This is a genomic window from Jilunia laotingensis (assembly GCF_014385165.1).
Taxonomy (GTDB): domain Bacteria; phylum Bacteroidota; class Bacteroidia; order Bacteroidales; family Bacteroidaceae; genus Bacteroides; species Bacteroides laotingensis.
In genome coordinates this window covers 504,803-524,355 of the sequence record NZ_JACRTF010000001.1, presented here as the reverse complement: position 1 = coordinate 524,355, position 19,553 = coordinate 504,803, and the positions used below count along the sequence as shown (strand labels likewise).

Below are 19,553 nucleotides of genomic sequence, written 5' to 3'. Positions count from 1 at the left end.
CATGTTTAGTCATTAGAATTTAAATCTTACATTGAATCCAAGGCTACGTGCGCTCGGTGTCATAAAGTTGTCGATGCCTTGATAATAGTTACCAGTAGAAGCTACGGCTTCTGGATCGAATGGGGCTTTACAATAGATCATCCAAAGATTGCGACCTACCAATGAAACTGTTAAATCTGCAATGTTCCAAAGTTTGTCTTTAGTAATGGTGTAACCAATGCTTGCTTCTTGCAGGCGAAGGTTGGTGGCACTGTAAGTATAGTACTGAGGAATACCTGATTGTGAGCCGATAGTGGTGTACCATTTTTGGGCATTTACCATATCACCCCCATTGATGACAACACCTCCATTATCACGAGCATCGGCTGAAGTACCAGATACACCGTACATATCCATGGCAGCTTGGGTGGCTGAATAAACGATGCCTCCGATTCGTGCGGAGAACATAAAGCCGAAATTTAAGTTTTTCCAACTAAAATCATTTCTCCATGACATATTACATTTCGGGAATACACTACCTAATTTGATGTCTTCTGCATTGTAATTAGCCGTAACGTTGCCATTCTGATCAATAAGAATATTGCCTTCACTATCGCGTTTCAGATCTGCTGTTGAATATAAATCACCCAGTGATCCACCTTTTTTCAGTATGAATCGGGCTTGTCCCATACCACCTACATCTAGGCGCTCTTTAGTAATTATAGCACCGGTTTCAGGATGTACATAGTTCTCGAGCAATTCAGTGATCTCATTCTTATTGGCACTGAAGATGTAGTTACTTGACCATTTGAATTTACCCCATTCATTAGAATAACCTAGAGAAAGTTCTATACCTTTGTTACGTACACTACCTGTTTGTACATAAAGAGTTGAGTACCCCGATGATACGGAAATTTTTGGGTCGAATGTTTGATTGTAAGTTTTAGTGGTATACAGAGCTAGATCTAAATTGAAATGCTTCAGGAAGCGCGCTGTAATACCTACTTCCCATGAATCTGTCTTTTCGGGTTTCAGATTGTACATCGGATAATTACGTTTTGACTGCCAAACTTTATTGGAGTTATCCCATGAATATGTAGGATTGGCCAAGAAACGCGGGAATGGTAAACCTACGGATGCAAATGAACCTCTAACTTTCAAATATGAGATTTGTTCTGGTAGCTTCATAAGTTCTGATAAAATAACAGAACCACCTACTGAAGGATAGAAAAATGCTTTTTGTACGGAATTAGGACCCGCTAACTGTGAGGGCCAATCCGAACGCCCTGTTAATGTCAGGTAATAAGTACTCTTATATCCTAATTCAACACTTGCAAAAAGTGATTGGGTCTGTTCACGGTAACCAGTTTGGATACGTTTTGTTTTGGTATCATCTAATTGATAGACATTAAATACATTAGGTATTCCATCTTCACTGATTGGACCACGGTTTTGTAATACGTCTTGTTGCATGTCTGAAAGAGAACCACCAAGGTTTGCTTGTAAACTAAAGTTTTCACCGAAGTTCTTATTTATATTTACCATGAAGTCAGCATAGAGTTGCTTATCTCTTGTGCTGGTTACTCCGTATAAACCGTTACTTGAACCTTCTGCAAGAGTGGTGTTACTGGTTGCATACATCTTTTCTGTAAAATTCGATACAGAGTTATCCACGCGTACACGACCTGATACGCTTAACCAATCCAAAATTTTATAGTTAAGGCTTGCGTTCAGCATATAGCGGTCTTTATTGTTCTCACGTAAATTGCGGTAAGCAATCCAATATGGATTTTGTCCGGTAAAAGTATCAATGCCTTGAGGCCAATATTGAGTATAAATGTTACGTGAAGTATCCCAACGCTCGTACATTTTAATCTCATTCCAGTCGTCACCACGTGGGAATAGATAGGCAGTCACAAGTGGATTGGAGTAAGTACCTTGGTTAACCATGTTTTTGTCCGACTGTTTGATATAAGAAGCACCCACATCCAATGTCATCTTATCATTTAAGAATGAAGTTGTGTTCCGGAAGGTGAAATTGTAACGGTCATAATCGTTGTTTGGAACCATGCCTGCTGAATTAACCGCACTCGCAGAAAAATAAGTTTGGTTTTTTTCAGTACCAGTAGATAATGATACAGTTTCTGTAGTAACTACCCCTGTTCTGAGAAAATCTTTTATCGGGTCGAATCCCATATAATTAGCCGAGTTCAATTTGTTACCCCAGCTCCTTTCAACAGAACCTGAGGCTGAAAGAAGATCTCCGGTTCCATAGGTATTTTGGAATTCAGGGCTTACTAATGTATTTAAGAATTCTGTGTTTTGTGAAACAGTCAGACTCAATCGTCCTTCTTTTCCTTTTTTAGTTGTGATCACTATTGCACCATTGGCAGCGTGACTACCGTATAAAGCGGCTGCAGCTGCACCTGTCAATACAGACATAGATTCAATGTCTTCCGGGTTAATATCGGCAATGGCCTCAGTAGAACCCTTGGAGTCAAATTCTTGCCCTCCTTCACCTCCAAGGTTGAACATCGGAACACCGTCTATTACATACAATGCGTTGCTGGATTGGTCAATGCCTTTTGTACCACGCATTACAACCTTACTGGCTCCTCCGACACCTGATGAACTGGTATTAATTGTTACACCCGCAACTTTACCTGAAAGTGAATTGATAAGGTTAGCATCTTTTACCGTTGTTAAAGCATCGCTTTTGATTTCTTGAACGTTGTAACTTAAGGCTTTTGTTGCACGTTTGATACCCAAAGCAGTTACTACAACTTCATCAATTACCTGTGTGTCATTCACCATCGTGATATTAATAACGGTCTGTCCCTTCAATGGCACTTCTTCTTGTTTGTAACCGATATATGAAAACTGGATTACCGGATTTTCTTCGGTTGTATTCAATGTAAAGTTACCGTCAAGGTCAGTGATAACACCGGTTGTAGTACCTTTGACTAATACGTTTACACCAATCAGCGGTTCACCTAGATCATCTACTACCTGACCTGTTACTTTACGCTCTTTGCCTGGTTGCTGTTGGTTTACATCTTGGGGGGCATCTGTTTTTTCAGAGAGATACACGATGTTTTCTTCGACTCTAAATGAGATGTCCTTACCTTTTAAAGCTTGGTTCAGTACGGTTTCAAGTGAAGCGTCTTTCACCTTGATAGCGTCAACCGATACAGTAGACAATTTGTCATCGTAAAAAAACTGGTACTTGGATTGAGATTGGATTTGTTTAATGACTGTCCCCAGTGTAGTACGTGGAGTACTCAGGTTTAACTGAGCAAAAGTCCATTGCGTTGGAACTGTCACTAACAAAAGAATCAATAAAGCCCGAAGTAATTTTGAACCTCGAAAAGAATGATTGCTTTTCATACGCAAAATTTAATGGTTGTGAATTAATTAAATATTTATAGAAAGTACCTTGTCTTGCCTTTCTGCTAATAAAACAATGATAAGATGAAATACACTTAGTGCAAAACAAAGTTTTTTTTGAATAATTTATGTATGTAGTTACATTTAGAAGAAGCCACATTCTTTATCGTTTCTGTGAAATGCCTTGGTGTAGGGCAATTTAGGCGAATTCCGCCTCTCGAAAAGATTACTCTTTTAAAGATATATTTTATCGTTATAAATCCATCCTATTCAATTTTTGCCTATATTTGCTACGAGGAAAACTATATATCCTTCATATTGCTCAGAAATTAAATTAAATAACAAGTATGAAAACAGAGGAAGCTGTCATTAATAGTAAAGTTCATCATGGACGCAACATCAGGCGTACGCGCATGGAGAAAAACATAAACCAGGATGTTTTATCAGAAAAGGTATCTATGTCCCAACCGACTGTGTCGAGATATGAAACCATGAAGGTTATTGACGATGAAATCCTCGAGAGGTTTGCTAAAGCTTTGAATGTGCCTATGGATTATTTGAAAACATTGGAGGAGGACGCGCCAAGCGTTGTGTTTGAAACCAATACGGTGAATAACAATGCAGACACTATTAGCACCAGTGGCAGTGGTTATGTAAATGAAAATAATACGAATTATAATCCTGTAGATAAAATCTCCGAACTATACGAACGTCTTTTAAAAGAAAAGGATGAAAAGTACATTGCCCTTGAAAGGCGCGTTCAATTATTAGAAGATAGGATTAACGGTAAATAAAATAGGGAAAAATATCCGAAATAAATCATTCCTCAATATATTATGGAATTGCAGTTGTCTCCCGATTGAAAGATGCACGCTTATTAATAGTATGTGTCTTCTGATCGGGAGATATTTATTTCATGAAGGGAGTAAATTATGCATTATAGGTTCCGGATTTAGTATTACCCCCGTGTCCTGTCCAATTCTCATGAAAGAATTTTCCCGGTTCTTCATCTACTCTCTCAAAAGTATGTGCGCCAAAATAATCTCTTTGTGCCTGAATCAGATTGGCGGGTAGTCTGTCTGTGGTCAGTGAATAGAAATAGTTCAATGCTGAAGAAAAGGCGGGGGAAGAAATTTCTTCATGGGCGGCAGTCGCTACTAACTTTTTCCAATAGGGTAGTGCTTCTTGTATCTCCTTACTGAAGTGTGATGCCAACAACAGGTTTTCCAAATTTGAGTCTTGTTCGAATGCATAGGCTATGTCATCAAGGAATGTTGAACGGATGATGCAGCCTGCACGCCACAGACGTGCAATGGTTGCCAGATTCAGTTTCCAATCATAGGTTTCCGATGCTTTTTTCAATACACCGAAGCCTTGTGCATAAGATACTAATTTGGCGGCATACAGTGTTTGATGAATTTCCTCAATTAGTTCCTCTTTATTAGATACTACCTCCGGTTTTTTCCTCGGATATGTTTTTGCGGCTATCATACGAAGTAGCTTTTCACTTGAGAGGTATCGCTCGAATACGGCAGTGGCAATCAACTCCAATGGAATAGACAATTCGAGCGCATTGATAACCGACCATTTGCCCGTGCCTTTCTGACCGGCTACATCTAGAATACGATCGAGCAAATAAGCTCCGGTAACATCCTTATGTAACAGAATATGCCCTGTTATTTCGATTAAATAACTTTTCAGTTTGCCTTCATTCCAACGAGCGAAGATGTCTCCCATTTCCGCATTTCCCATTCCTTGCAAATGCTTCAATAGAAAATAGGCTTCGGATATGAGTTGCATGTCACCATACTCGATGCCGTTATGTATCATCTTCACAAAATGTCCGGAACCACCGGGTCCCACCCACTCGCAGCAAGGGGTTCCGTTTGCTTTTGCGGCAATGCTTTGCAGAATCGGTTTTATCCTCGGCCATGCTTCAGCTGCACCGCCCGGCATAATCGACGGGCCATTAAGGGCACCTTCTTCTCCGCCCGATACACCGGCTCCTACGAAATAAAAGCCGCTTGCATACATGTCCTTTACTCTACGTTCCGTGTCTTTGAAATAGGAGTTACCTCCATCGATCAATATGTCACCTTCCGAAAGATACGGGACAATCTTTTCAATTACCTCGTCCACGGCATTTCCGGCACGCACCATCATCATTACGATACGCGGTGTTTCTAGTGTGGTCGTAAAATCTTCCAGTGATTCACAACCCACAATATTCTTACCTTTGGCACGACCGTTTATAAAATTGTCAACGACTTCCGTTGTACGGTTCCATACGGATACCTGCCATCCATTGCGTTCCATGTTCAGAGCGAGATTCTCACCCATCACTGCAAGCCCTATCAGACCTATATTCGATTTACTATTCATAATGTATCTTTTTCGTATGCGAACAAATATAAAAAGTTGTTTGTTCGTGCTTTAGATAAAAATCATTCACATGGAAAAGAATATTTTCAATTTGGATAACGAGCAACTCAAAGAGATTGCTCGCTTATTCCGGGAAAGGGTAATAGAAGGATTAAATAAAGAGAATGCGGAGATACAATGTCTTCCCACTTTTATCACACCTGATGTTACTGGGGTTAATGGGAAAGCACTGGTTCTCGACCTGGGGGGAACCAATTATAGGGTGGCAATAGTCGATTTCGGTCATAAGACGCCATCCATTCTTCCGGAAAACGGCTGGAAAAAAGATATGTCGGTCATGAAATCGCCCGGGTATAGCCGTGAAGAGCTTTTTAAAGAGCTGGCAGATATGATTATCGAAATTAAAAGGGAAGAGGAAATTCCTATCGGTTATTGTTTTTCTTATCCCACGGAATCGGTTCCGGGAGGTGATGCCCAGCTGTTGCGTTGGACGAAGGGTGTCGATATCAAAGAGATGGTCGGTCAACTTGTAGGAAAACCCTTACTCGACTACCTGAATGAAAGAAGCAATATTAAGTTTACAGGCATTAAAGTGCTGAATGATACGATTGCCAGTCTGTTTGCCGGGCTTACCGATAGTAGTTATGATGCTTATATCGGTCTGATTGTTGGAACGGGAACCAACATGGCTACTTTTATTCCTGCTGATAAAATTAAGAAGCTTGATCCAACGTGCAAAGTGAAAGGCTTGGTTCCCGTTAATCTTGAATCAGGAAATTTCCTTCCGCCCTTCCTTACAGCGGTGGATGATACGGTGGATGCAACTTCCGGGAGTGTAGGAAAACAGCGTTTTGAGAAAGCGGTTTCCGGCATGTATCTGGGGGATATCTTGAAAGCAACCTTTCCGTTGGAAGAGTTTGAAGAGAAGTTCGATGCCCGTAAACTTTCCGCTATAATGAATTATCCCGACATTAATAAGGATATATATGTGGATGTGGCACACTGGATTTATAATAGGTCGGCACAATTAGTGGCAGCTTCACTTGCAGGTCTTATCATGTTGCTGAAATCTTATAATGAAAATACCCGGAAGATTTGCTTGGTTGCCGAAGGCAGTCTTTTCTGGAGTGAAAACAGGATGGATAAGGATTATAATATCCTTGTTATGGAGAAATTGCGTGAACTCCTTGATGAATTCGGCTTGGGGGAGATCGATGTCCATATCAATAATCTGAATAATGCCAATCTGATAGGGACGGGAATTGCCGCATTGTCTTGATGGTTGGATGATCATTATTCAAATAAACACTCCCTTCACCCAGAAACGATGTGCTGTTAGGCAATCATTCAACAAGGATGAAGGGAGTGGAAATGATCTGACAACGTGGGAAATTATACGTTTGTCCGATTAATTATTTCTTTTCAATCTCATTTGAGAAAGAATACGGGAAGTCCTCCGGTTTCGTACCTCTTTGCGTATTAGGTTTGCTACCCATGTCAAATTTGATGACCCCACCTTTGAATAAATCTCCGTGTTTCAGATAGTTCTTGGTATAATCGTTTCCGTTGAACCGGAGCGATTCGATATAGAAATTCTTGTCATCATTAGCCGGAGCATCGATTACCAAATTGTTTCCATTTTCAAAATGTATCGTTGCTTTCTTGAAAAGCGGAGCGCCGAGTACATATTCATCGGTTCCCGGACATACCGGATAGAAACCCAATGCGGAAAATACATACCATGCAGAGGTTTGTCCATTGTCTTCGTCACCACAGTAACCATCAGGTCCCGGTGTGTACATGCGATCCATCACCTGGCGTAACCAGTATTGAGCTTTCCAGGGTTCGCCCGCATAATTGTACAGGTAAATCATATGTTGGATAGGCTGATTACCATGCGCATAGTTACCCATGTTCATCACTGTCATTTCGCGGATTTCATGAATAACTTGTCCGTAATAACTGTCATCGAAAACAGGCGGTACGGCAAATACGGAGTCGAGCATATTGACAAATGAGGCCTTTCCACCCATCAGATCGATCAGCCCTTGCGGATCGTGGAATACCGACCATGAATAATGCCAGCTGTTACCTTCTGTAAATGCATCTCCCCATTTTAGCGGAGAAAATGGAGACTGGAACTTACCGTCTTCGTTACGGCCACGCATCAGGTTCGATTCTTTATCGAACACATTCTTGTAGTTCATTGCCCGCTGTGCAAAAAGCTTCAACTCCTTTTTCGGGCGGTTCAATGCTTTTGCCATTTGGTAGATACACCAATCGTCATAGGCATATTCAAGCGTACGGGCAGTATTTTCGTTGATCTTCACATCGTAAGGAACATATCCCAACTTGTTATAGTATTCATGTCCCAATCGGCCAGTAGAAGATACTTCAGGATGAACGTTTTCTGTTCCGTGGATCAATCCTTCATACAAAGTATTCACATCGTCTACTTTCACACCTTTCATATAGGCATCTACCAAAACGGAAGCTGAGTTGTTTCCAATCATGCAACCTCTATGTCCGGGGCTTGCCCATTCGGGGAAGAAACCACTTTCACGGTACGTATTGATCAATCCTTCCTGCATCTGCTTGTTCATAGACGGATACATCAGATTGAGGAAGGGGAACAGGCAACGGAAAGTGTCCCAGAAACCGGTATCGGTAAACATGTATCCCGGCAATACCTGTCCGTTGTAGGGGCTATAGTGTACTACATTTCCGTTGGCATCCAGTTCGTAGAACTTACGTGGGAAGAGGAGTGAACGATACAGGCATGAATAGAAAGTACGGTATTGGTCAAGGTTGCCACCTTCTACCTCGATCTTTCCTAAAACCTGGTTCCATGCATCTTGTCCTTTCAGGACAAGAGAATCGAAGTTATCGTTACCGAGTTCTTTCAGATTCAATTCTGCTTGTTCGGGGCTGATGAACGAAGAGGCCACACGGGCGTGTACGATTTCACCTTTACGAGTTTTAAAACCGATTACTGCTCCGGTATGATCCGCTGTCTGTTCAAGCATATTCTCTTTCAGTGATTTGTCGGAAAAAGTGGCTTTGTAAGTGAAAGGCTTGTCGAATTCGATGACGAAGTAGTTCTTAAAGTTCTCTGGTACACCGCCACTGTTGCGTGTGGTATATCCGATGATCTTGTTTTGTCCGGGGATGACTTTGATGGACGAACCTTTATCGAAAGCGTCTACCACAATGTACGAATGATCGTTTTCCGGGAAAGTGAAGCGGAAAAGAACAGCACGATCTGTCGGAGTCATCTCAGTGACTACATCGTGTTCGGCAAGATATACTTTATAATAATGTGGACGGGCTATTTCTCCTTTGTGTGAAAACCAGCTTGCGCGCTTTTCTTCATCAAACTCAGGGCTACCGACAACGGGCATGATTGAGAACTGACCGTAATCATTGATCCACGGACTGGGTTGGTGGGTTTGTTTGAAACCACGGATTTTGTTGGCAGTATATACATATTGCCATCCGTCACCCATCTTACCGGTCTGGGGAGTCCAAAAGTTCATTCCCCAAGGACGGGAAATGGCAGGATACGTATTCCCGGTTGATAATGCAAAACTCGATTGTGTTCCCATTAGAGGGTTCACATATTGTGTCCAGTCTTTCGCCTGGATCAACAGTGTGCAGCTTATGGCACAGATTAGTGTGAAAAGTTTTCTCATGATATCTATAAATTCGGATTTATTTATGTTTGTTCAACTTTTGAATGCAACAAGGATTGTTCTACAACTTTAATGCTGAGATAAAGATACTGCTACCGACAATTTTGTAATCGATCGGTATGGCGTTCTTTAACGATTTTAATACAGATTCTATATTATCTTTCTTTTTCAATACTCCCGAATACGTGTTCTTTAGTTGGGTACCGGGGGCAAGAATGATTTTCACATCATAGAAACGCTCCAGTGTCCGGACGATGCCGTAAATGTCAGCTTGTTCAAAAGGAATCAGATTGTCATGCCATACGGCATCCAGACGGGCATCTACCTGCTTTACGGTCAGTCGCCGGGAGGTACGGTTTAACTCGGCTTTCTGTCCCGGTGAGAGTATGATCATACCTTCGTCTTTATTTCCTTTCACCTCAATTTCACCTTCTATCAAGGTTGTTTCGGCCAGTTTTTGCGATTTATTGCATTTTAAGTTGAATGTGGTGCCCAGTACACGCACTCTCATTGCGTCACTCTCCACGATGAATGGTTTGTCACGGTTCTTGGCGACCTCGAAATAGGCTTCCCCATCGAGGTATACATTTCTTTCTGTTTCGGTAAATTGGCGTGGATATTTTAGCGTGGCAGACTTGTTCAGCCATACTCTGGTTCCATCCGGCAGCATCACTTCTTCTACATTTCCTTGAGATGCAACGGCCACAATCATATTGTTGGTCAGGTCACTATTGTGAATCCAGTATCCGATGCCGGTGCCCCCTAATAGGATGACAGCGATGATAGCGGCATATTTCATCCAAGTATGTATCTTCAATAGATTGTGTTGCTTTGCTGTTTCTTCGGATAGTATCTTGTATAGTTTCTTTTCTGCCTTGTCTATCCTGCTCTTTTGATCCGAAACATAGTTCTCCCGTCCGAGCTGGTATATTTCTTCCAACCGGAACAGGGTACGTGCGTTCTCTTCCGATGCATTTATCCAAGTGTTGACCTGGATAAGTTCATCCTCCGTGCATGTACCCATAAGAAATTTGGCTATGATTTCTTCATTCAGATTATTCATTTCTAGTTTCATTATATATTAGGAACAACTCAATCGGCTAAAACACTTATTTATTTCGTTAAAAATAATAATAAGAAGAGTGTTAAGTGACTGAGTCTGCCACGCAGGAATTTGAGGGCTTTGTACATATGCGCTTCAATCGTTCGAAGCGAGACGCCCATCACGTCTGCTATTTCTTTATTTTTCATGTCGTGTAAATAACTTAGTTTGAATACTTCTTTGCATTTGTCTGGCAATTCGTTGATTGCGGTATATATTTCTTTTCTTAATTCACGATCTTCTATCCGCCGGATCACTTCATTGTTGTCCGGTTGGTAAAACTCCACACGTCGCTGGTTGATTTCCTCGACGATGGCAGCATATCCGCTTTCTATATTCCGATGTTTCAGAATGTTGAGTGAACGGGTGTATACAGCCCGGTAAAGGAAAGCCTGGATCTGTTCCCCTATCTCCATGTTGCCTTTTCGTTTCCAAAGCTCTATGAACACGTCTTGTACTACGTCCTCTGCTTCTTCGTCACCAATCAGGCGGGTGGCGTAGAAGATCAGATTAGCGTAATATTTGCGGAACAAGGCTTTGTAGGTGATTTCAAAATCTTCCTTCATCCATGAGTTCCTTTAAGTTTATTCATACCATACCGGGCCGGGGGTGTTGCCCATCTCAAATTCCAAAGTTACACCTTTCATGATCTGGTCGTGGGTGATGTAACTCTTGTCGTAAGGTTTGCCGTTCATCTTTACCGATTGGATATAGATGTTTTCCCTGCTGACAGCAGGGGCAAGAACGGTGAAGGTTTTGCCGTTAGACAGGTTCATCCTGACTTCTGGGAAGAGGGGAGTGCCTATCTCATATTGGCTGCTTACCGGATCGACCGGATAGAAGCCCATTGCGCTGAATACATACCATGCTGACATCTGGCCGCAGTCTTCGTTGCCGCAAAGTCCGGCAGGAGTATTCATATATAATTCGTGCATTACTTTAGCTGCATATTGCTGCGTTTTCCAAGGCTGGTTTACGGCATTGTACAGATAGATGACGTGATGACTCGGTTCATTGCCATGTGCATATTGTCCGATCATGCCGGTGCTGAACAACGGTAACTCTTCATCATCAGCGGGATGGAATGTGAACATGCTGTCCAGTTTCTGGGCAAAGCGTTCTTTTCCGCCTACTAGATCGATTAGACCTTTTATGTCTTGTTGCACTGACCAGAAATATTGCCAGCCGTTGCTTTCACAGATATGCGGTGTATAAGCATCTGCTTTGAAATCTTTTTGGAATTCGCCTTTGTCATCGCGGGGTTGCATAAACGAGGTAGCGGGATTGTACACATTGCGGTAATTTTGGGAACGTTGATAGAATTCGTCTGCTATCTCCTTTTTACCCATTTTTTCTGCCATGCGGGCGATGCAATAATCGTCATAAGCATATTCCAGGGTTTTGGACAGTGACCAGTTTTCGGAGTTGTATCCGTCTTCTTTATTATAAGGAATATATCCCATCTTCTTGTAATCTCCAATGCCCCGGTAATGATCCAGGTTGGCGGTTGTTATGCAAGCTGCCAATGCTTTTTCGGGATCAAAGTCACCGATTCCTTTCAGGTAGGCATCGACAATGACGGGAACGGCATGGTAGCCGATCATCATATCTGTTTCACTGCCGTAAAAATTCCATACCGGCAGGCGGCCGTTTTGCTCGTAGAAGGCGATGAACGATTTGACCATATCATTAGTGCGTTCCGGTTCAGTATAGGTAAATAGCGGATGAGCGGCACGGAAAGTATCCCAAAGAGAGAACGTGCCGTAGTTCACCCAGCCGTTGGCTTGGTGCGTCTGTTTGTCGGGACCGTAGTATGCTCCGTCCACATCGCTGTAGATGGTCGGGGCAATCATGCTATGGTATAAGGCGGTGTAGAAGTTAACTTTGTCATTGTTATCGTTGGTTGTGATCTCTATTTTAGAGAGTTGTTTGTTCCAGTTATCACGGGTTTCCTCGCGATATTTGTCAAAGTCATCTTCGGGAACTTCTGCTTGCAGGTTCTTTGCCGCTCCTTCCATGCTGACTCCGGAAATAGCCGTACTGAGAGTGATCTGTTCGTCTTTTTTCGTATTGAAGTTGAAGCGGGCAACGGTTGCCGTTCCTAAGCGTTTACCGTCTTTAATAATGGCGGTGGTGTCCATCTCGACAGAGGCAAACGGTTTTGAAAAACGGGTGCAGAAATAAATGTGCTGGTCGCGTGCCCAACCGTCGGAAAAGCGGTATCCTTGGATGGTAACGGAATCCAGTACTTCTATATAACTGTCGTTGGTGAAGTCCCAGTTCATGGCTTTCTCCAGGTTTAGGAAGATGGCAGCCTTGGCTTCGGGGAAGGTGTATCGTTGGATGCCACAACGTTCGGTGGCGGTAAGTTCCACATGGATGTCATAATCCTTCAGCCTTACTTGATAGTATCCGGCAGTAGCGGATTCTTCGTCATGGGAGAATTTGGAATAGATGCCCAATGGGGCTTCCGCTTCTTTATAGGGTAGTGTGACTGGCATGAAAGAGATGTCATATAAGTCACCGGCTCCCGTACCCGATAAATGGGTATGGCTGAATCCGGCAATAGTACTGTCGGGATAGAAATATCCTGAGATTCTGTCCCATCCGGGTAAACCGTTATCCGGGCTGAGTTGTACCATACCGAATGGTGCTTGTGCGCCGGGATAGGTGTTTCCGGTAAAATCGGTTCCGATAAATGGATTTACGTATTGTGTATAGTCGTTGATAGCCTTTTTCGGTGTGGTTGTACAGGCTGTGAATAATAGAGATATTAGTACAAATGATAAATAAAATTGTGGCTTCATGCAATCTGATTTCATATTTTAGTGATTGTAATAGGTACAAAGATAGAGAAAATAAATGTAACTACAAGCGATAAGAGGCTAATAAAGAGTTCATATAGTGGCCGAAATGATCAAATAGGTAGTTGATTTCCTAATCTGATTTCTTTATTTTATAATACTAATATCGGTAGAAAGCTTTTTCGGTTATTCTTTTGTTCTGTTTTTACTATTGATTTTGAGAGTATAATAATTATCAATAATAAAATATAAATGTCTTTTTGGGTAAATGCCGGGCCGGTATCAGTTAGTTGGCATTAATCCCATTTGCCTGCGTCATCTTTTTATCTCTTATCACCGATAAATAACTTTATTTGTTGTGTGAAATGAATTTTATTGACTCCTACTTGCTGTACAACGTATCAGGCTGAATTCCAATGTGGACAGCTTGTTAAAACAATTTCCGGAGTACAAAGAAAAGAAGGATAAAGATGTTTTGAGTGAATAACAGAAGCCAGAGCGGTATTGTCTATTGAAAAGGAAAATATACTTTAAGTAGAATAAGATAAAGAGGGTATCTTTTTAAATGAAGAGATACCCTCTGTCTATCAGTAATTCTTTAATTTATCAATTTTCATGGATAGTGCAAATGCTGACACGATTCCAGTCAGCTTCTTCAAACATATTGCCCACTCCTTGTCCTTCGGCAGTGATACGGTTGGCTGCGATCTTATACTTGTTGGTAAGTACAGTCTTTACAGCTTGAGCGCGTTGGTTGGCAATACGTGCATTCACTTCTGCGCTACCTTCGGGAGAAGCATATCCTTTAATAGATACGGTAGCATCTTTGTGATGTTTCAAATAGGTGGCAATGCGCTCCACATTTGGTAATTGTGACGATTCTACAGTGGTACCTCCCTGACGGAATGTTACGACTGATTCCAATGTCTTTTTGTTGTTAGTGATCGTCTCGGTCACTACTTTCGGAGCTTGGTTTTTGCAATCGTTCAAAGCATTCTGTAGATCGGTTACTTTCTGATCGGCACTCTTCAATGCGGTTTCCGATGCGATGGCATTGTCATTCACTTCTTGACGTAAGTTGTTGATTTGACTATTTAGGGCATCAATTTCAGCTTGATTATAGGGTTTCACAATAGTAAAATAATGTTCACCGTTGCTGCAACGGAAATGGTATTTCAATCCGGCTGTGAATTCCCAGGCCGCACGGTTGGCGTTGAAACATATGTTATTCGTAGCATTTGCATTCATATCGTAAACCAAGGCCGGTTTGAAGGCAACAGTCCATGCTTTGGCTTCTCCTAAATTGAAATTGAAATTAAGTCCAAGCTTGGTTGAAAGACTGTTGGCGTCATGACCCATTGCCTTGTTGTAATAGTAATGCAACCATCCAAAACCGGTTACAGTTTCTACTTCAAAGAGTCTGGGAGAACCTTTGTAGCTGGTAAACAGATTGTTTAGATTCAGAGTTCCCAACAAGCTGATATTCGAATTATCAAATGCTGTCCGGCTATCAGTGGTATTAAAACTGCCCATAGCTTCAACGCCTAATCCGAGTACTGGAGTAACTTGTTTGGTTAATCCAAGCCCTACAATAGGGCGCATGTTTTTAAAGAATGCACTGTGCGTGAGAGGGGTCGTTCCACCTGCATTGAGGTTTATTGACCAATTGTCCAGAAACTTGTTGCCTTCAACAGCTGTTTGTGCATTTGCAGTAAGAACAGCCATACAAAATAGAACAGTAACGATCTTTTTCATCTTTTTTATTGTTTTTGGTTAAAATACGAATGCGAAATTATAAAAGAGTAAATCATTATCGTTTTATATTAACGGTATTAACGTAGTTGATTTGAGTATTTAACATTTTGGAAGGGTGAGATATTTAATCCGATAAGTGGATCTGTTCATTTTGTATACTTCCATGTTAGAAATGTTAAACAAGGTACGATGGAATTGATGGGTTGTGCGTCGCTTTATACGGAAAGTGTTAGTGTTTTCTGATATACGATGATGTTAAAGAATTGTACTTAGCTCCCATAGAGAAGACACTACAGGAGAATGTTTAGTGTAATTACAAATGAAAGAAGGTGAATCGCGTGTGCGAAACACCTTCTTATTCTATTGATTTTTTTAGAAGAGGATCTTTTAAATTCCAGCCAATTCCAATACCTTTTCTATTGCTGCATTCAACCCGTCCGCGTTTTTACCTCCGGCTGTTGCGAAGTGAGGTTGACCACCGCCACCGCCTTGAATCAGTTTCGCTGCCTCTTTAACCAGGGTGCCGGCTTTCAGACCACCTGCAACGAGGTTGTCGCTGATCATCACGGTAAGCATTGGCTTGTTGTTGTCAACAGTTCCGGCTACAAAGAACAGGTTGTCGGTAATCTCGCCACGAATCTGGAAAGCAATGTTTTTCACTACCTCAGCAGGCATCGGGGCGCAAAGCTTTATCACTTTTACACCGTTTATTTCCTGTACGTTCTTTAACAGGCGTTCTTTCAATGCAGCCTCTTTTTCCTTCATGAAGTCGTCTACCTGTTTTTTCAATCCGGCATTCTCGTCGATATATTTGCGGATAGCCACTCCAAGGTCGGGGGCGTTGTTGAACAAAGCTTTCAGGTCATTTAATGTGTCCTGTACGGTATCCAGCATTTCTTCCACTCTTGCTCCCGTATAAGCTTCGATACGGCGTACTCCGGCTGCTACGGAACTTTCGGACATGATTTTCACCATTCCGATGTTTCCGGTGGCGGCTACATGCGTGCCACCACAAAACTCAACCGATGAACCGAACTGAATGACGCGAACATGGTCGCCATACTTTTCACCGAACAGAGCGATTGCTCCTAGTTCTTTGGCTTCTTCGATGGGAAGGTTGCGGTATTCTTGCAAAGGAATGTTGGCACGGACTTTGGCGTTCACCATATGTTCCACTTTGCGGATTTCTTCATCCGTTACTTTTTGGAAATGGGAGAAGTCGAAACGGAGGGAGTCAGGAGTTACCAATGAACCTTTCTGCTCGACATGTTCACCAAGAACTTCACGAAGGGCTTCATCCAGCAGGTGGGTTGCCGAATGATTTGCGGCACAAGCCGCACGCTTATCAGTATCGACACATGCCATCATCGGTGCTTCCGGATGTTCGGGTAATTTCTTGGTAATATGGATCGGAAGGTTGTTCTCTTTTTTGGTATCGATTACTTCTATAGTTTCAAATTCGCTTACCAGCGCCCCTGTATCACCTACCTGACCACCACTTTCGGCATAGAACGGAGTGTAATCCAATACGATCTGATACAATGTCTGGTTTTTCTGTTTCACCTGACGATAGCGAAGAATAGACGTTTCATATTCCGTGTAATCGTAGCCAACGAACTCAGTGGTACCTTCTTTTAGGGTGATCCAGTCACCGGTCTCGATGGCAGCAGCGTTGCGTGCGCGTTGTTTCTGCTGTTGCATTTCGGCATTGAACTCTTCGTTGTTCACGGTCATGCCGTTTTCACGAAGGATCAGCTCGGTGAGGTCAAGTGGGAAACCGAATGTGTCATATAATGTAAATGCATCTTTGCCGCTGATTTCTGTCTGACCTGCTGCCTTAGCATCGGCCATTGTTTTGTCGAGCAGGCGAATACCTGTTTCGAGTGTACGAAGGAAAGATTCCTCTTCTTCCTTGATTACTTTCTCGATCAGTCCTTTCTGGGCTATCAGTTCAGGGTATGCGTCTCCCATGTTGTCGATAAGGACAGGAAGAAGTTTGTACATAAAAGCCTGTTTCTGTCCTAAGAAAGTGTAACCATAACGTACGGCACGACGCAGGATACGGCGAATCACATAACCGGCTTTTGCATTGGACGGCAACTGGCCATCTGTGATAGAAAAGGCGATGGTACGTATGTGGTCGGCAATTACACGCATGGCAACATCTGCCTGCTGGTCTTTGCCGTATTCTGTTCCTGCCATTTGAGCAATTGCCTTGATGAGTGGTTGGAACACGTCCGTATCATAATTGGAGGTCTTGCCTTGTAAAGCCATACAAAGACGTTCGAATCCCATTCCGGTATCGATTACTTTTGCCGGAAGCGGTTCGAGGCTGCTGTCAGCTTTGCGGTTGTATTGCATGAATACGAGATTCCATATTTCGATCACTTGTGGATGATCATGATTCACAAGTTCGCGACCTGAAACCTTGGCACGTTCTTCAGCCGGACGCAGGTCGATATGGATTTCCGAGCATGGACCGCAAGGACCTGTATCACCCATTTCCCAGAAGTTGTCGTGCTTGTTGCCGTTGATGATGTGGTCTTTCGGAAGGAACTGTTCCCAATAAGAAGCTGCTTCATTGTCACGCTCCAAACCTTCTTCAGGGCTACCTTCAAAAACGGTGGCATATAGGTGTTCAGGATTTAATTTCAAAACTTCCACCAGGTATTCCCATGCCCAACTGATGGCTTCTTTTTTGAAATAGTCACCGAACGACCAGTTCCCGAGCATCTCGAACATCGTATGATGATACGTATCATGTCCTACTTCTTCGAGGTCATTATGCTTTCCACTAACACGGAGGCATTTCTGTGAGTCTGCGACTCTGTGGTATTTCGCCGGGTGGTTGCCCAAAATTATATCTTTAAACTGATTCATCCCCGCATTGGTAAACATCAGGGTGGGGTCATCTTTAATTACCATAGGAGCCGAAGGAACGATCTGATGTCCTTTTGACTCAAAGAAATTCTTGAACGAATCTCTGGTCTCTTTTGCAGTCAACATACTTCTTATATATCTATTGTTGAGGTTAATATTCTCAAAAAAACGATGCAAAGATAGCTTGTTTTTATTATTTTTGCCCCATTAATCATCGAAATATTTCCTAAGATGCGCAAAGTTTACTACATATATAATCCACGAACACAGACCTACGACCGTATATATCCCACCGTCCGCCAAAGGGCGTTGAGCATTCTTCGCAGGCTGTTTATCGGTATGGGATTGGGTGCCGGATGTTTCATTGTGTTGTTGCTGATCTTCGGTTCTCCTTCCGAGAAGGAGTTAAGAATGGAAAACAGCCGTTTGTTGGCACAATATAATGTGCTTTCACGACGGCTGGATGAAGCATTGGGGGTGTTACAGGATGTACAGCAACGTGACGATAACCTTTACCGGGTGATTCTTCAGGCTGATCCGGTTTCTCCGGCTATCCGTAAAGCAGGTTTTGGAGGGACGAACCGTTATGAGGAGTTAATGGATATGGCGAACTCGCAATTGGTGGTTAATACGACCCAGAAGATGGATATACTCAATAAGCAATTGTACATCCAGTCAAAATCGTTTGACGATGTGGTGGCAATGTGTAAGAATCATGACGAGATGCTGCGATGTATGCCTGCCATTCAGCCGATATCGAATAAAGATCTGAAGAAAACAGCATCAGGGTATGGAACACGTGTCGATCCTATTTATGGAACTTCTAAATTCCATGCCGGTATGGACTTTTCTGCGAATCCGGGGACGGATGTTTACGCGACAGGGGACGGTGTCGTAGTGAAAGTCGGTTGGGAAACCGGATACGGTAATACTGTTGAGATAGATCATGGATTCGGCTATCGTACACGGTACGCCCATCTACGGGATTTCCGTACCAAACTCGGAAAGAAGGTGGTGCGCGGTGAAGTTATTGCCGGAGTAGGAAGTACGGGAAAGAGTACCGGCCCTCATTTGCATTACGAGGTACACTTTAAAGGGCAAATAATGAACCCTGTGAATTATTACTTTATGGATCTGAGTGCCGAGGACTATGATAAGATGATTCAGATAGCTGCCAACCACGGTAAAGTGTTCGATTAAAAGCATGGTAATGAATAAAAATAAGAGTATCAGACTCTACTACTCCATAGCCGAAGTAGCGGATATGTTTAATGTAAATCCTTCTCTGCTCCGCTTTTGGGAGAAGGAATTCCCACAGATCACACCCAAAACGAACGGGCGTGGGGTTCGTCAGTATACTAAGGAGGATGTAGATACGATTGCTCTGATCTATCATCTGGTCAAAGAGAAGGGAATGACTCTTCCCGGTGCCCGTCAGAAGCTGAAAGACAATAAAGAGGCGACCGTCCGTAACTATGAAATTATAGATCGCCTGAAAAGTATAAAAGAGGAGTTGCTGGCTATGAAGAAAGAATTGGACGGCTTCTCTTATCCATGAAGTTATGGATCGTT

12 protein-coding genes are annotated in these 19,553 nt (G+C 42.5%); 4 read left to right on the top strand and 8 right to left on the bottom strand.

The features are described 5' to 3' along the window. Window positions 1-12 precede the first annotated feature (12 nt). On the bottom strand, window positions 13-3,366 hold the full coding sequence (locus H8744_RS02130; RefSeq protein ID WP_262433270.1) for a TonB-dependent receptor: 3,354 nt from the start codon (window positions 3,364-3,366) through the stop codon (window positions 13-15). Between the two features lie 347 nt (window positions 3,367-3,713). Between H8744_RS02130 and H8744_RS02125 the strand changes: the two genes are divergently transcribed. Continuing rightward, window positions 3,714-4,160 carry a helix-turn-helix domain-containing protein gene (locus H8744_RS02125; RefSeq protein WP_262433269.1) on the top strand — a complete coding sequence of 149 codons (447 nt, stop codon included), beginning with the start codon at window positions 3,714-3,716 and terminating at the stop codon, window positions 4,158-4,160. Window positions 4,161-4,296: 136 nt separating this feature from the next. On the opposite strand, the gene gnd is transcribed toward H8744_RS02125, so the two are convergent. Then, a complete protein-coding gene (gene gnd / locus H8744_RS02120) occupies window positions 4,297-5,748 on the bottom strand; it encodes a decarboxylating NADP(+)-dependent phosphogluconate dehydrogenase (RefSeq protein ID WP_262433268.1) in 1,452 nt (483 codons plus the stop codon). Between the two features lie 70 nt (window positions 5,749-5,818). Here gnd and H8744_RS02115 point away from each other — a divergent pair, with 70 nt between their 5' ends. Next, window positions 5,819-7,027 carry a hexokinase family protein gene (locus H8744_RS02115; RefSeq protein ID WP_262433267.1) on the top strand — a complete coding sequence of 403 codons (1,209 nt, stop codon included), beginning with the start codon at window positions 5,819-5,821 and terminating at the stop codon, window positions 7,025-7,027. A 133-nt stretch (window positions 7,028-7,160) separates the two neighbouring features. Here the strand turns inward: H8744_RS02115 and H8744_RS02110 are convergent, their stop codons facing one another. The 6 genes from H8744_RS02110 to alaS all read right to left on the bottom strand — a co-directional run bounded on the left by H8744_RS02110 (window position 7,161) and on the right by alaS (window position 18,107). Then, window positions 7,161-9,440 carry a GH92 family glycosyl hydrolase gene (locus H8744_RS02110; protein WP_262433266.1) on the bottom strand — a complete coding sequence of 760 codons (2,280 nt, stop codon included), beginning with the start codon at window positions 9,438-9,440 and terminating at the stop codon, window positions 7,161-7,163. Between the two features lie 61 nt (window positions 9,441-9,501). Beyond that, window positions 9,502-10,503 carry a FecR family protein gene (locus H8744_RS02105; RefSeq protein ID WP_262433265.1) on the bottom strand — a complete coding sequence of 334 codons (1,002 nt, stop codon included), beginning with the start codon at window positions 10,501-10,503 and terminating at the stop codon, window positions 9,502-9,504. 50 nt (window positions 10,504-10,553) lie between these two features. After that, window positions 10,554-11,108, bottom strand: a complete 555-nt coding sequence (locus tag H8744_RS02100; protein ID WP_262433264.1) for an RNA polymerase sigma-70 factor — start codon at window positions 11,106-11,108, stop codon at window positions 10,554-10,556. Window positions 11,109-11,126: 18 nt separating this feature from the next. Next, window positions 11,127-13,349 carry a GH92 family glycosyl hydrolase gene (locus tag H8744_RS02095; protein WP_262433263.1) on the bottom strand — a complete coding sequence of 741 codons (2,223 nt, stop codon included), beginning with the start codon at window positions 13,347-13,349 and terminating at the stop codon, window positions 11,127-11,129. A gap of 603 nt (window positions 13,350-13,952) precedes the next feature. After that, a complete protein-coding gene (locus H8744_RS02090) occupies window positions 13,953-15,101 on the bottom strand; it encodes an OmpA family protein (RefSeq protein ID WP_262433262.1) in 1,149 nt (382 codons plus the stop codon). Window positions 15,102-15,488: 387 nt separating this feature from the next. Next, a complete protein-coding gene (gene alaS, locus H8744_RS02085; RefSeq protein ID WP_262433261.1) occupies window positions 15,489-18,107 on the bottom strand; it encodes an alanine--tRNA ligase in 2,619 nt (872 codons plus the stop codon). A 105-nt stretch (window positions 18,108-18,212) separates the two neighbouring features. On the opposite strand from alaS, the gene H8744_RS02080 reads away from it, so the two are divergent. Both H8744_RS02080 and H8744_RS02075 read left to right on the top strand, forming a co-directional pair. Beyond that, window positions 18,213-19,181 carry a M23 family metallopeptidase gene (locus H8744_RS02080; protein ID WP_262433260.1) on the top strand — a complete coding sequence of 323 codons (969 nt, stop codon included), beginning with the start codon at window positions 18,213-18,215 and terminating at the stop codon, window positions 19,179-19,181. A gap of 10 nt (window positions 19,182-19,191) precedes the next feature. Further along, entirely contained in the window at window positions 19,192-19,539 is a 348-nt protein-coding gene (locus tag H8744_RS02075; RefSeq protein WP_262433259.1) for a MerR family transcriptional regulator, read from the top strand. Window positions 19,540-19,553: the final 14 nt, after the last annotated feature.